Here is a 15,614-nt window from a genome sequence, read left to right as displayed (position 1 = left end):
AAGCGATTGAGCAAAAAAGAGCGATATGCCTCCGGCACGCTGCGCGATCGCACTTAGAGATGGGGAAAAGGTGCGATCGCTCCCATAAAGGCGATCTACTGAGTTTATTTAGCCCTGCCTAAAAATTGCCTCAAAATCTCTTGAGCCATGTAAAATACGAATTACATCAATACCATCCTCAATTTTCCGGTAAAATACGATGTAATTGTCGCTGGGAAAACTCCGCAACCCTGTTAACAGTTCTTCTCGCCTCCTACCCATCCCAGGATTGAGTGCCAAAGTTTGTAACTTACCCTCCAACCTATCCAAAAACTCATCTGCTCGGTCTAGACTGTCTTCGGCGATAAACTCCCAAATATCAAGCAAATCCTGTTCAGCTAACGGACGTTTAATAATAATTGCCATTACTGTGACTGCCTCTGCTGACGACCCTGCCGTGCTTTGGCTTTGATAGCTTGCATATCTAAGGGAGTTGATTCTCCACTATCGATCCCTGCCTGAATATCTTGCTGTAGTTGCTGCAAGCGAATTTGGTGCATCTCATCTTTTTCTTGTAGCAACCGCAATCCTTCACGGATAACCTCACTAGCAGAATAATACTTTCCACTCTTGATTTTTTCTTGGACGTACTGCTCTAACTCCGGTGTCAGGGATACATTCATCTTTGCTCTCTCCTGTGACCTTTCAACTTCATTTTAGGTCACAATAACAGCCAATAGCAATTCTTGTTATTAAAATTTTGCGAATGCTGCGTTTGACTCAGCGTTCCACGCTTCCACAACAATTTTGGCAACTCCTGACGAGGCGCGGGAAGGAAATCCAATCGCACCTCTGTTACTTGCCAAATTTTCCCATCCATACTTCATTAAGGCGATCGCACCTAGAGATGGAAGGAAGGTGCGATCGCTCTCATAAATGCTGTCTACCGACCTCCAAAGTTAGGCACGATATAACCAAGAATATTTGTAACTAGCTACTTACGTTAGATATTTGGCTAAGCTTGAGCAATTGTCTGTTGAAACGCTTTAAGAGCTTCAAGTTTAGAAGCCATCATCACGCAACGAGTTAACAGGTTGATATCCAAATCTGGCAAAACTTCAGAACGCTCTATCCGCTCATACCCTGATTCCCGCAAACGATACAGCGTGAATAAACCATCCTCCCAAAACCAAACTTCAGGAACACCTAAAACTTTATAGCGCTTCAATTTGCGATCGCTACCACTGGTAAAGATTACTTCTACAACCAGGTCAGGTTTAGTTGCTGTTGAGCTACCAATAGCAAATGATTCGTCTGCTTGCGCTGAAACTTCCTCTTCCTTTTCTTGGGTAAAGCTGCCTAATGGGTTGAATTCAATGTTTTTGTTCAAAAAATACACAATGAGCAACCCTGTAATCATGCGGCTGATTGATTCGTGGTCAGGGGAAAGTGTCACAATTTCAATTTCTCCTTTGTAATAAGCGAGTCGAATTCCTCGTGCGTCGGCAAAGCTTTCCTGAAGTAACTTGAACTGTTGCCAACTCATGCCAAAATGAACTAGCCGTTGGTCTTTTGTTTTGTCTAGCGTTACTGTCATAACGAAATCTCCTTGCTCCTATCACAAGTTTACCCTTATGCCACTCCTGAAGAGTTGCGGAAAATGCGATATGCCGGGAGGCACACTGCGCGATACGCCTAACGGCACGCTACGCGATCGCACCTCTGTTAGGCCAAATTTTTCCATCCATAGGTCATCAAGGCGATCGCACCTAGAGAAGGGAGGAAGGTGCGATCGCTCTTTTTTGCACAAAAATTTTTTAATCCGCCCAGTCTAACTACCGGATCTTGTACTTGAGTAAAAGAGCATCGTAAGAACCTGCATAGGGTTGACCAAGTAAAGAGCCACTAGCAACCCCCGTCAAATACATATTGTTATCGTTATCGATAATTAATTTTAAGAGTTGATCTTCGCCAACAGTCCCTAACTGGTCGCTCCAAGAACGGTTACCGTTACTATCATATCGGGTAATAAATACATCATTTAACCCGGCATTATTCTTGCCATCTAAACCTCCCTTAGTTATGCCAGCCAAATAAATACTTCCGGTTTTATCAATACTTATTGTTGTTGCATTGTCACTACTTGTAGTTCCAAACTGTTTTGTCCACAAATGATTACCGCTGTTATCGTATTTGACAACCAAACTATCGCTTCCCCCTGAATTAATATTACCGTCTAAAGAGCCAGAACTAAATCCTGAGATGTAGACGTTACCAGTATTATCAAGTGATATTCCAAAAGCGCGATCCGTAGCTACAGTACCAAACTGCCGCAACCAAACTTGGTTGCCATCACTGTCATATTTGGTAACAAAAGCATCGTCAGAACCTTTACTTTCACCACCAAAAGCACCCTCAGTATATCCCACCATGTAAATACTGCCAGCACTGTCAACAGTCATAGACCAAGGATATTCGTGTTTTGAAGAACCGAAATCTTTCACCCAAAGCTGATTCCCATCGCTGTCATATTTAGTAATAAAAACATCTTGATTAGGTGTTATCTTCTGTACAGATTTTAACACATCGAAAGAACCCATCGTACTCCCAGCAATGTAAACATTACCTGCTCCATCAACTCCTACTCCCCTAGCTCCGTCACCCATTACAAAAGCTCCATCCTCACTGCTAAATACGCGCTTCCAAATTTCCTCACCATCGGTATTATACTTAGCAACGTAAGCATCATACTCTGTCGATCCCACGATGTAGATATTATCGGTATTATCAATCTTTACTCCCAAAGCTTGGTCAGCAAGATTGTCATTAAATTGTTGTTTCCAAACTAAATTGCCATTACTATCGTACTTCGCGAGATAACTATCCCAATTTCCTGTACTTGTATCGCCACTCCCCGTACTGCCAACGATGTAAACATTCCCAGCACTATCGGTAGCAACATCTCTACTCCAATCCTCAAGAGAAGTTCCTAATTGACGTACCCACTCTAGTGAAGGTTTTGGTTCTTCAATTGTAAAACTGCCTTCATTGGCAAACGCCGAACCTTCAAAAGCAGTGTCAATTGCTTGGACACTCCAATAATAAGTACCCGGTTTCAGATTTTTGAGAGTCCAGCTAGTGTTTTGATTAACATTGCCCATTTGGACAACTTTGCGGATACCATTGTCACTAGCCATTGGGGACATAATTTCTGAACCGCCTGGTGTTGTTCCTACACGCAAGTTGTAGGTCATACCTGTTTGGGGCGTATGGTCATCAGTAGACGGATTCCATCTAAAAATTGCAGAAGACGTATTAACTAAAGTAGTTAAACCTGTAGGAACAGTTGGTGCTTTGTTAGCTACAAAAGAATCATTCCAATAAATCCTAGAAATACCAGTAGCACCTGATATGAAAATATCGAGATCGCTATCACTGTCATAGTCTCCCCAAGCTACTGCATGACCATTTAGCTCAACGCTGTCAGTTAAGGATGCTTTGATATCGGTAAAATTACCATTATCATTGCGGTAAACTTTCGAGACAATTGTTGGGTATTGATTGTCTGTCGCCCCTACCAATAAAATGTCGAGATCGCCATCGTTATCATAGTCTCCCCAAGCCACTGAACTATGATTAACATTGGCTAAAGACGCACCAATATCAGTAAAGGTGTTATTGTCATTGCGGTAAATTTTGCTAACCATTTTGGGATTGACAAAAGTCCCAGCATTACCTGTTAAAAGAATGTCAATATCGCCATCATTATCGTAGTCTCCCCAAGCTACTGAACTATCACGAACTCCCACTATAGAAGCACCAATATCTATAAAATTCCCACTGTTATTACGGTAAATTTTTGATACAGGAGTGCCATTACTAGGCGCTATACCCGTTAGAAGAATATCAAGATCGCCATCATTGTCATAATCTCCCCAAGCTACCGAACTATAATGAACACCCACTAGAGGTGCATTAATATCAGTAAACGTATTGCTGCCATCATTCCGGTAAACTTTTGATATACTGCGACCATTAAACCCAGTTAATAAAATATCGAGGTCTCCATCGTTATCATAATCTCCCCAAGCTACTGAGCCGTACTGAACACCACTTAAGGAGGTATTAACTTCAGTAAAATTACCACCATCGTTGCGATATATCTTGGCATTATTATTTTTGATATTATCTGTAGTACCTGTCAGAAGAATATCAAGGTCTCCATCATTATCGTAATCTCCCCAGTCTACAGCACTTCTTTGTACTCCTAGTAATGAAGCATTGATGTCAGTAAAAGTGCCGCTGTCATTACGATAGATTGTTGAAGTTAGCCCTGAGTTACCCCAACCAGTTAACAAAAGATCAATATCTCCATCGCTATCGTAATCGCCTGGAGTTACGGAACCAATATCACCACCTTCCAGAAGAGTACCAGAATCCACAAATTTTATATCAGATGGATTATTTGAAGGGGGATTATCATTATCTCCAATCACCAATCTTCCACTACTTTGAGTTCCCAAAGTATAAACATCACTATCATTTAGATTTAAAATAACAGCCTCATTGCCTTCATACACTTGATCATCGATCGGAATGATAGGAATAGTAACTGCGGATTTTCCAGCCGGAATAATAATACTATTGCTTACCTGATTGTAATCTTTCTCATTTGTTGCATTTCCAGCCATAGAATAGTTCACGCTCAAGTCGTATTTAGTATTACCTGTACGAGTAATAGTAAATTGACCTGAATCGCCGCTTTCTGTAGCAAAATTATCTGTTGCGGTAACTGTCACTGTGGCTTTTGCTCCATAAATATTCAACCTCCAAGAATTCCACTTGCCCTCAACTTGGTTGCCCTCCCGATCGAAAGCTTGTAACTTCCATTCTCCCTTAGAAGACTCGCCCCAGTGACGTGCAGAAGTGAAAGTCCAAATACTAGATAGAGGCGTTAACCTATTACTTACATTGGAATCACTGGATATATAGTCAGCTAAAATCGACTGCGTACCATCAGGAGAAGTTAGCACTAATTTCAAATCACTCCAATCATTATGATTAGCATCAAACAATACCTCCAGCTTTTCAATAGAAATATCATCATTAATGCTAACCGTTGAAGTTACACCCGTCTGTTCGTCTCCATCGGGAATATTTTCTAGCACGTTTTGGAGATCGGAACTAACCATTACTTCATCGCCTGCTGATACCCAATTCTTAGCTAAACGTACAGCAGCATCCGCATCTATTGCCCCAAAACCATACTTATGATTGATGTGATATCCTGCACCATTCGTAGTCCAATCTAAGTCGGTCGGATCGTTTTGCTTGGCAGTCCGCACTAGAATATGTTGCACGTCGCGCCAACTTAAATTTGGATTAGCTTCTAACATCAAAGCGATTGCACCAGAAACTAAAGGCGCAGCTGCGGAAGTACCACCAAATCTATTAGTATAATCTCCGGCTGAGTAACCGTTATTACCCATTAAATCAGTTGTAGTAATACCAACTCCGCTACCGCTAGAGTAAGCAGAAACTAACAACGGTGCGCCCGGTTCGCTGTAGATTGTTTGTTCGCCCGTATGATCGATCGCTGCTACTGCGATCGCATATCTAGAATTCGCCAACCCATTGTAATTCACATTCCCGCCAGTCCACTCATCGTTACCAGCGCCAAATACGTAATTATTACCCAATCCTCTTCTACCAAGATTCGTTCCTTCTTTCATTGCTGCCATAGTTAGTGCTGGCTTAATTAAGCGATCTTGCAGCTTCCAACTGTTGTTATAAATGTCAATATCTTGGTTTTTATGAGTCAATGCCATCGCTATTTGTTCATCTGTCACCGCATCAGCAACTAACCGCAATCCAGCCAAAGAAGCTAACGGGGCTACCCCACTTCCGTTAATACTATTGTTACCAGTAGCAGCTGCTATCCCAGCCACAGCAGTTCCGTGCGGATTGTAAGTTTGTAAATCCAATGTCCAATTACTCAACAAACCAGCAGCTACCAAAGCTTTGTCGGTAATTCTTAAATTCCAAGTACCTCCAGCCCACTGGTCGTTAAAATCACTTAAAGTTCCTAATGGCCTAAATTTGCCAGTGAAAGGTGCTGTTCCTTGAAAAATGGATAAACTTGCTTGGTCGTCGAAAATAGTATTGGTTAAATTAGCACCATTGCCGATAAAATTGCCAAACAATTTAACGGGATTTTTACCGGAACCATTTCCTCCTTGTATTCTCCTAAACGATGAAGATGCCATCCCAATAGTAGGGTTAAATATTGGTTCGTTGGGACTATCCAGCGAAATTTCTAAATCGCTGAGTTTGGCGTGCGTCGCATTTAAACGGACGTTTACATCACTTAACACCCCAGTTAAAGGAACATCTAAATAAATATTGGTCTGACCATAATCTCTGATAAATTTGGGCGTATTCTTCAAACTAATGGTTTTATTATAAGTTGGCGAAGGAGTGCTATTGTTTTCATTAAAATCCCAGCTTAAATCTCCTCGATACCTATCTTTCAAATCTGGGTTATTAAAGTCTAATCCATCATCAACTATACCAATAACTACTCCTCTACCTTGAGCTAAATTCCAAGCATTGCTAACATTAGCATCAGCACTTTGGTTCACTCCACTGCGTAAATGCCACTGGTAACTATTCAGAAAATCGCGAAGTTTGGTATCGTTCGGATCGGGAACTGGGTAACTTGGGTTTAAAGTTCCTGGTTTTTGGACTAAAGGTTCGTCGTTTGGTGTCGATGATAAAGTTGTCGGTACGGGAACAAGGGGGTAAGATAATTCCAAACCAGGAAGTGAACTTAATCTTTGAATAACTTCTTCGGGAGGAATAGTATCGGTAAATTCCCAAATGTATGTATTTGGAATATATCCAGTAGCACCCTTATCTTGCGCTTCTACAGCTGTTGCTAACTCTGCTGAAGATTGACCCGGCGTTATCCAAACTACCCATTCGCGAGTTGCAGCTAATTGTTCGGGAGTATAGTTTTCCAACTTAGCCGCATCTAGCATAGCTAATCTTTCTTCATCTGATAATCCCTTGATTCCCGCATCACTGGTAATAGAGAAAGTTTGGATTGTTGGTTCGCTATAATCTCCCGATTTGTCAGTTGCGATCGCCCATAATTGGTAGCGTCCTGGTGCTAATTTACTCAAGTCGTAATTGAAATCAAATCTAGCGTTACCCTTGCTATCGGGAGTAAACTGAGTAACTTCGATCGCGTCAACTTGTTCGCCAGCAATTGTACCCAACCAAAAATATACTCTATCTACGTCTCTAGCTCCATCCGGGTCATAAACTTTCCCATCACTAAAACTTAGTGTCTCACCATTAACGTAAAGAGGCAAAATACTAAAATCTAAAGCTCCAGGCGCTCTGTTAGGCTGTGGCGGTTTGTTTGCTTCTACGGTAAAGCTTTGAACTACTTTATTACTTTCGGCATTCGCTTTATCGTAAGCGGATGCTTTAATTTGATAATTTCCTTCTGCTAGCTGATTAAAAGAAATGTTAAAAGTTCCCCAGCCATCTCCACTTTGACTATCATCCACAATACCGACTGTATAATTGCCCAAAAAATTGTTATCTTTATATAACTCTAAAGTTACCTCTTTTAGGTCGCTCTCTCCATTTTTATCGTATACTTTCGCATTTGTGAAAGTGATTGGTTGACCTGTTGTATAGGATGACAATAAATTCAATTGCAAGAATTCAGGTGGTGAATTGGGTACTGGCTCGATGACAGGTTCGCTAATGACGGAAAAGCTTTGGCTTACTTTAGCAGAGTATTCCACTCCATCGAAAGCTTTCGCCTCTAAACGATAATTCCCTACTGATAAATCGCTCCACAAATAGTTGAAAGTTCCCCAGCCGTCTCCACTTTGATTATCATCTGCGATCGCTACAGTATATTTGTTCAAAAAAACGTTATCTTTGTATAGCTCTAAATCTACTGATTTCAGGTTGCTCTCACCATTTTTATCGTATACTTTTCCATCCATAATGGTGATTGGTTGACCAATTTTGTAGGATGGCAATAAGTTAAATTGCAAGAATTCAGGTGGCGAATTGGGTACTGGCTCGATGACAGGTTCTCCGATGACGGAAAAGCTTTGGCTTACTTTAGCAGAGTATTCCACTCCATCGAAAGCTTTTGCATCTAGACGATAATTCCCTTCTGGTAAATCGCTCCACAAATAGTTGAAAGTTCCCCAGCCGTCTCCACTTCGATCATCATCTGCGATCGCTACACTATATTTATTCAAAAAAACGTTATCTTTGTATAGCTCTAAATCTACTGATTTCAGGTCGCTCTCACCATTTTTGTCGTATACTTTTCCATCCGTAATGCTGACTGATTGACCGATCGTGTAATATGGTAATAAGTTAAACTGCAATTGTTCGGGTGGCGAGTTGGGTGATGGTTCGACAGTTTTGCTGCGGATGGTAAAGTTCTTGATTACCTCATTACTGGAATCATCTGCTAGATCGTAAGCTACGCCTTTAATCTCGTAATTGCCAGCCTCTTTTAATAAATTTGGTGATAATGAGTAGGTGAAGTTTGCTAAATTATTATCTCCACTACCAGCCGTGAAACTGGTGACATCGGCAGTAATATCTTGCCAAGTATTATTGTCTTTCTTTAAAAAGAAACCTACCTTAACTAAGTCACCCACCCCGTCAGCATCATACACTGTACCTCCAGTGATACTTACCGTTTCTCCGATATCGTAAGTATCTTGGGTAATGCTAAATTGCAGTTCTTTCGGAGCGGCATTGACCCGAAACTCCTTAATTATCTCGTTGCTTTGTTGCCGCTCGTCGAATGCGATCGCCTTCAGTTCGTAACTACCCGCTACTAAATCTCTCAAAGAGTAATTGAAGCTTGTCCAGTCTTCATTCACTTTGAAAGCATCTTTAGTCGCATCTTTGATATTAACCCAGCCAACCTCTTCCTTTCTGTTTAACCAGAAATTTACTTTGGTCAAGTCTCGATTTTCGTCATAAACTTTAGCATCAGTAAGCTCGATCGCTTCACCTGCTTTATAGAGTGTTTTGGTGGTGAATTGCAAAAACTGAGGAGGCGTGTTGATGTAAGCAATTAAATCATCAACTACCTTAGTTTTGCACCAATCTTTATCCGCAGCAATTACATCATCTAACTTAACTGCTTTTCCTGTAGCACCAGTTAGTCGAAAAACTATATCGTTATAATCCTTATCCGAACCTTCATCAACTCGCTTATCCTCCATGACAAAAGTTTTGCCATCCCCGATTACATCCGCAATTTGACCGACGTGAAACGCCTCATTCGGGTTAGCTGTTACCAAAGAGAATAAAGGACGCTTTGCTCCACCTATATTCGGATTATCAAATACCTGTTGTGCGGTGCCATTGGGAACAAGCATAAAGCCAAAATTATCCCCTGGTTTCATGGCAAATGTCTTTATATTTTTATATTCGCCATTGTTGTAATTATCTCCCCAAGGAAAAGTAGGACTGAACTTGGCTCCTTCTGTAGCGTCTGCAATAACGACGTAACCTTGTGTTGAATTGGTCAGTGACCTTCTAGCAGCTTCTTTAATAAAAGCTTGCGAGCCTGGAGCAAAAGCCTCCATTCCCGTCAAACTGAAAATGGCTAACTCGCCCTGATACCAACCGCCGTCAGTTAAGTAATCAACCCCTATTTGTCCAGTTTGTCCGACAGTAAAAAATCCCGATTCTACATTCAACTTAGTCAGCAGGTCAATGTTGAGAGCATAGTTAGTATCGGTATTTGTTTGGGAAAGCTCAAGAGAATACTCCCCTGCTGACAAATTATCAATATTAATTCCTTCTAAGTTGGTGGGGCTAACTGAGCCACTGTGCAGAGTTGTTCCCTGACTGTCTTTGATCTGCCAGTCTACAGTCGTGCTGATGCCAGTGAGGGATAACTTGAAACTTTGAGTATCGCCAAGTGTAAAGCTATATTGATCGGATGGATACGCAACGCCAAGGGCATCGGCTGCATTGTAAGAGTTATTTAGTAGACCAATCTCAAAAGTGGACATCTGTTAGCACCCCTCGATACTTGCATTATTGATAGTCAAACTCTTGCTTAGATTCGCTTTTGTATTACTATGGCTAGCTCTAAATGAATAGCAACAAATAAAATATTACATTTCTATAAAGAAGACACAGCCGTAAATTTACGTAGAAAATAGGGGCTTTAACTAAGTTTCACAAACTAAGATTAAATATAAATTTATGATGAAGCTGAATAGGTCAAGAGCTTTTTATTGTGGACATGATAACTGTTTAAATTAGTTAGGTTAGACTTGGTTTTTAAGCATGAGAAATTGATTGGCAAATATTGCCAATTCTTAAAAGGATAAAAATTGATTAACTCGTTAGGAAATTGATTATTTCCACTACAAGAAAGTGATAATCATTGCCAACAGCCGATCGCTCTTTGATGTCCCAGATTTAAACATCTCGGAAAAAGCAATATAGCGAATGGCCCGCCTTGCGATCGCCTTTTCCTAAAAACCCCAGTCAGATCTACTCCTTTACCCGATCGGTACTAAAGTGCTGGGACTGTGTGCAGCCCTCTATATCTCTCTCTGTTCAAAGCTTGCCGTTTTATGCAGAACCTTCTGGTTTTGTTACAAATCTTTACATTAAGGGCAGTAAGAAAAAATATTTGTAAAGATATGTTGCTTCTGCATAAAAGTTGGAAGTCTGACCTGAGAGAGAGATAGGAGGGTGTGAGGCTTGCTGCGTACACGCTCTCATTGGCGTTACAACTATCAAATTTACCAATCCCCATTGCGTGCGATCGCTCGCGATGTATAATACTTCGGTTGCTTCAAAATTATTAGTCAACCAACTGGTGAACAGTGGCGCTATAACTGCATCAAACTAGATCAATCGCGGCGTCAAGGACAAATCGATAAAGCTTTATCATTTGTTAAGAGCGAGTCTAACTATGTATCCCAGTTCTAATCAGCCTCAATGCTTCGTTAATGTTCGTGGTTTTCCTAAAATCAGTAGACCTCAAGAGAACGAAATACGATTGCACTATAAAGTGTGCAACGATCGCCACAATAATTGCAACCGATAGTGGTAGCTATTGCCAGCCCAGACATCTCAACTCTTAGAGTTTGACGAGCCTTGAGACACTGTATGAGCTTGTTGATTGGGTTCTGATGTCGAACACTTAGGCTTCAAAGCTTTTTTAGCTAGCTGGGTAGTATAAATACCTGCGCCCAATGCCAGCACCAATCCCACTGATTGCAGAGCCAGTTTACCTGGTGTCAGTCCATCAGTAAGCAACCTGACACCAAAAGAACCCAAGTATATCCAAATTTTCAATAAGCGAAATCAGACTACCACCAAAGAAAGAGGAGTGATTCATACCAATTCTCTCTAAAGATGGCTTAATATTTTGTCAATTTTGTAAGGCAAATTTGGCTAAGTATAATTGCTTATGCAGAAAGTAGGAAGCGTATCGTAACAGAGAATGGTATGAAATTAAATATTTACTGAAAAAAGCATTTCACTCTCATCGTCAAAGTGAATTCGACGAGAGCGCAAATTAACTTAGAACCGCTACGTTGGCAGCAGGAAAACCATTATGAGTGAAACGATCGGCTTGATTGGCGTGGGAAATATGGGTCTGCCATTAGGTCTTAACCTGATGGCATCAGGCTACAAGTTGCGAGTGTATAACCGCACTCCCGAAAAAGCCCAACCCTTAATAGACAAAGGTGCTCAACTGGTATCTCACCCCGCAGATGTCGTAGAACCGGGAGGAATCGTATTCACTATCCTCGCCAATGACTCAGCATTAGAAGCCGTCACAGGAGGGGAAAACGGTATTTTGAGTCAGTTAGGGGCTGGAGGTATTCACATTTCTATGAGTACGATCGCTCCAGCTACTGCGGTAAAGTTAGCAGCCGATCACGAGGAACGAGGCTCTATATACCTAGCAGTACCCGTGTTCGGTCGTCCCGAAGCAGTTGCCGCTAGAAAAATGTGGATTTGTGTGTCAGGAAATACAGAAGCTAAAGCACGAGTTCGTCCGATTTTAGAACAACTCGGTCAAGGTATTTACGATTTTGGCGAGGAAGTAGGAGCGGCGAATGTGGTGAAATTGGCTGGCAACTTCTTGATTATGTCCGCGATTGAAGCAATGGGGGAAGCCTTCACGCTGGCCGAAAAGAATGGCATCGATCGCACTGTTGTTGCTAACTTATTCGCACAAACGCTGTTTGCTTGCCCGATTTATCAGAACTACGGTCGGATGGTGGCGCAACAGGAATACGAACCTGTCGGCTTCCGCTTAGCGCTTGGCCTCAAGGATATTACCTTGGCGCTGCAAACTGCCAGAGAAAGTCAAATGCCTTTACCTCTAGCCAGTTTGCTCCACGATCGATTAATTGCTGCGGTTGCTAGAGGTCGGGGCGACTCGGATTGGACGAGTATTGCCCTGAGCATTTCCGAAGAAGCTGGTCTCAAATCTTAAACACTTTTTACTTAGCGAGCGTCACATCAAGAAATTAAAAACTCGGTGAAACAAGCTTTAAAGAGAATATTTCGCAAGCTTGAAGTTTCTTCTCGTACCCAAATGGCCGCTCGACTTTCCAAGGAAATAGAACTTTAATCGGAGAACATACAAGTTTTGACGGGGTTAGAAACTTGGTTTCAACTGCCTCACCGACCTCAAAAATCTCCACCCAAGCGTTACAAAATGGCGTTACTCACTTGGTTGGCAGTATTTTTTAAGTTATCTACCGTCAGATATAAAATGTGATAAAATTAGATTTTTCGATTTGATTCACCGAAATCTAAAACGAAAATACTTGCTCGGTTTAATGAGACCATTTATTCTTAAACTTTGGCCAATATTGGGCTATGCTCTGTTTTATGCGATCGCCTGTAACCCCACGGCAGCACAAATTGTCCCAGATAGCACATTGCCCGTGAATTCGATCGTTACCCCTTCTGACAATACCAGCCTCATTGAAGGTGGAACTAGAGCCGGGGGCAATTTATTCCACAGTTTTCGGGAGTTTTCCATTCCCACTGGTGGAACGGCTTATTTCAATAACGCCCTGGATATCCACAATATCTTCAGTCGGGTGACAGGTAGCTCAATTTCTAACATTGATGGCTTAATCCAAGCCAATGGTGTCGCTAATTTATTTTTGCTCAATCCGAATGGAATTATTTTTGGCCCAAATGCTCGTCTGAATATTGGCGGCTCATTTTTAGCGAGTACAGCAACTCAGGTAAATTTTGGTAATGGTTCTTTTTTTAAGGCAGCAGCTGACCAAAATCAACCCCTGCTAACCGTAAGCGTACCAGTTGGCTTGCAATACGGGTTAAATCCGGGAAGAATTGTCGTGCAGGGACATGGTGAAGGGATAAGGATAAACTCCGATTTAATTGATACTACTGTTGGTTTGCGCGTACAGTCCGATCGAACTTTGGCTTTAGTTGGCGGTGATATTGCGATCGAAGGCGGAACGCTCAAAACAGCAGGAGGGAGAATCGAACTCGGCAGTGTGGGAGGATCGGGAATAGTTAGCTTAACTGCGATCGACAAAGGCTATGCTCTAGGCTACGATAACGTTTCCACATTTGGAGATATTCAACTATCCCAACAAGGAACAGCCGATGCTAGCGGTGCGGGTGGTGGTGATATTCAAGTACGTGCAAGGCGGGTAATACTCAAGGATGGTTCTCCTATTCAAGCCAATACTTTGGGTGCGGAAGCTGGAGGAACTTTGAACGTAACCGCACAGGAGTCAGTGGAACTGATCGGAATATCAGCTAATGGTGAGTCTGTTAGCGGCTTGTTTGCTCAAGTAAATCCAGGAGCTACTGGTGCTGGAGGCAATTTAAATGTAGAAACTAAGCGATTAATCATCCTTGAGGGCGCAGCTAGGATAGATACCAGTACATTTGGTCAAGGCTCGTCGGGAACAGTCAGAGTAATTGCTTCTGAGTTATTAGAAGCGAGTGGCGCAGTTAAATTGGGAGACGACATATACTCGACTGGCATATTTAATTCATCTCAAGAAGAAACTTCAGGAAATGTAGGCGATGTCTTTATTGAAACGGGGCGATTAATCGTTCGGGATGGGGCGCAGATACAAGCAGTGACTTTCGGTGATAGTGTAGCGGGAAATATGACTGTGACAGCTACTGAATCGGTGGATGTAAGTGGCGTTGTCCCTGGAACTTTTAGCGGTATATTTGTTGAGACTAGCGGTGCTGGAACAGGGGGAAACTTGACGATTACCACACCGCAGTTGACAGTTCAAGATGGGGCTGTGGTATCGGCTTCTTCTTTCGGTAGCAGTAGTGGTGCTGCTGGCAACTTGACGATTAATACAGAAAGATTAATTGTTCGAGGTGAGGGAAATACACAAATAACAGCAGCTACCGAAGGCGAGGGACGAGGAGGAAATTTAACTGTAATTGCTTCCGAGTTGGTAGAAGTAAGCGGATACAACACATTAAATACTTCGACTTTTGGTAGCGGGGATGCTGGGAATTTGAGCATTGAGACAGGACGTTTAATTGTTCGCGATGGCGCACTGGTACAAGCTGCCACAAGGGGTGCGGGTAAGGGGGGTACTTTGACGGTTAGGGCTAGGGAGTCAGTGGAACTGAGCGGTACATCAGCCGATGGAAACCACCGCAGCGCGTTGAATACTATAACGAACGGTATCGGAAATGCAGGTGAGTTAAGGGTTGAAACCGATCGCTTGATAATTAGCGATCTTGCTGGACTAAGCGTAAACAGTCAAGGCTTAAATTCAGGAGCAGCTGGCAATATGATAGTGGAAGCTCGTTCAATGCTTCTTTCCAATGGTTCCCTCCAAGCAGAAACCGCAGCAGGCGATCGCGGTAATATTGAGATGCGATCGCGATCCATACAATTGCGGCGCGGTAGCAGCATCACCACCAATGCCAGCAATAGTGCTACAGGCGGCAATATCGACATTACCACACAAACCTTAGCTGCTTTGGAAGATAGCGATATCAGTGCTAATGCCGAACAAAGCTTCGGAGGACAAGTGAGAATCAACGCTTCTGGCATCTTCGGCACTTCATTTCGTCCCTCACCAATTCTAGATACCCCAGAAAGCGATATTACCGCCACTTCTCAACGAGGAGTTGAGTTTAGCGGTAGTGTAGAACTTAACACGCCCGATGTCGATCCTAGCTCTGGATTGGTTGACTTACCAGAAGAGGTTGTTGATACCGCTGGTTTAATCGATCGACGCTGTTCTAACTCCGGGAGACAAAATAGATTTGTGATTAGCGGACGAGGCGGTTTGCCACCTAGTATTAGCGAATCCCTCAGTAACGATGCAATCCAAATAGAGTGGGTTACTCTCAACCCTAAGTTAGAAAACAACTTTAATTCAAACGTTTCTCGCAATTTAACTCTGCGCGAACCAAGTCTTATTGTCGAAGCTCAAGGATGGGTGATAAATGAAAAAGGTCAAGTAATACTCACCGCTACTGCGCCCGTTACGCCTAACAGTTCGTGGCAATTTTCTGCCTCGTGCAACGTACCTTAGTTAGGCTACGAGATAGGACAACGAAAGCAT

General features: G+C 42.4%; 9 protein-coding genes. 4 read left to right on the top strand and 5 right to left on the bottom strand.

All coding sequences use genetic code 11. The features are described 5' to 3' along the window. Positions 1 to 108: 108 nt before the first annotated feature. Positions 109 to 405: a type II toxin-antitoxin system RelE/ParE family toxin gene (locus ACE1CD_RS14820; RefSeq protein WP_374795515.1), complete on the bottom strand. Its 297-nt coding sequence runs from the start codon at positions 403 to 405 to the stop codon at positions 109 to 111. After that, complete coding sequence (locus tag ACE1CD_RS14815; protein WP_374795514.1) at positions 405 to 662, bottom strand: type II toxin-antitoxin system ParD family antitoxin; 258 nt, start codon at positions 660 to 662, stop codon at positions 405 to 407. The genes ACE1CD_RS14820 and ACE1CD_RS14815 overlap by 1 nt, the downstream gene beginning before the upstream one ends. A 124-nt stretch (positions 663 to 786) precedes the next feature. On the opposite strand from ACE1CD_RS14815, the gene ACE1CD_RS14810 reads away from it, so the two are divergent. Beyond that, positions 787 to 915, top strand: coding sequence for a hypothetical protein (locus ACE1CD_RS14810; protein ID WP_374795513.1), 129 nt, complete (start codon positions 787 to 789; stop codon positions 913 to 915). Between the two features lie 79 nt (positions 916 to 994). On the opposite strand, the gene ACE1CD_RS14805 is transcribed toward ACE1CD_RS14810, so the two are convergent. Continuing rightward, positions 995 to 1,576 (bottom strand): Uma2 family endonuclease, encoded by a 582-nt coding sequence (locus ACE1CD_RS14805; RefSeq protein WP_374825081.1) that lies wholly within the window; start codon positions 1,574 to 1,576, stop codon positions 995 to 997. Positions 1,577 to 1,613: 37 nt separating this feature from the next. Here ACE1CD_RS14805 and ACE1CD_RS14800 point away from each other — a divergent pair, with 37 nt between their 5' ends. After that, complete coding sequence (locus ACE1CD_RS14800; RefSeq protein ID WP_374825079.1) at positions 1,614 to 1,814, top strand: hypothetical protein; 201 nt, start codon at positions 1,614 to 1,616, stop codon at positions 1,812 to 1,814. Here ACE1CD_RS14800 and ACE1CD_RS14795 read toward each other — a convergent pair whose 3' ends face one another. Beyond that, positions 1,815 to 10,055, bottom strand: a complete 8,241-nt coding sequence (locus ACE1CD_RS14795) for a S8 family serine peptidase (RefSeq protein WP_374825077.1) — start codon at positions 10,053 to 10,055, stop codon at positions 1,815 to 1,817. 1,078 nt (positions 10,056 to 11,133) lie between these two features. Next, the gene (locus ACE1CD_RS14790) at positions 11,134 to 11,358 is read right to left on the bottom strand and encodes a hypothetical protein (protein ID WP_374795510.1); all 225 of its coding nucleotides are present in this window, start codon (positions 11,356 to 11,358) and stop codon (positions 11,134 to 11,136) included. Between the two features lie 262 nt (positions 11,359 to 11,620). On the opposite strand from ACE1CD_RS14790, the gene ACE1CD_RS14785 reads away from it, so the two are divergent. Both ACE1CD_RS14785 and ACE1CD_RS14780 read left to right on the top strand, forming a co-directional pair. Further along, positions 11,621 to 12,511, top strand: coding sequence for an NAD(P)-dependent oxidoreductase (locus ACE1CD_RS14785; RefSeq protein ID WP_374795509.1), 891 nt, complete (start codon positions 11,621 to 11,623; stop codon positions 12,509 to 12,511). 349 nt (positions 12,512 to 12,860) lie between these two features. Continuing rightward, complete coding sequence (locus ACE1CD_RS14780) at positions 12,861 to 15,584, top strand: filamentous hemagglutinin N-terminal domain-containing protein (protein WP_374825075.1); 2,724 nt, start codon at positions 12,861 to 12,863, stop codon at positions 15,582 to 15,584. The last annotated feature ends 30 nt before the right edge of the window (positions 15,585 to 15,614 follow it).

Source organism: Aerosakkonema sp. BLCC-F183, from assembly GCF_041929145.1.
Lineage (GTDB): Bacteria > Cyanobacteriota > Cyanobacteriia > Cyanobacteriales > Aerosakkonemataceae > Aerosakkonema.
This window is presented reverse-complemented; position numbering and strand designations above follow the sequence as displayed.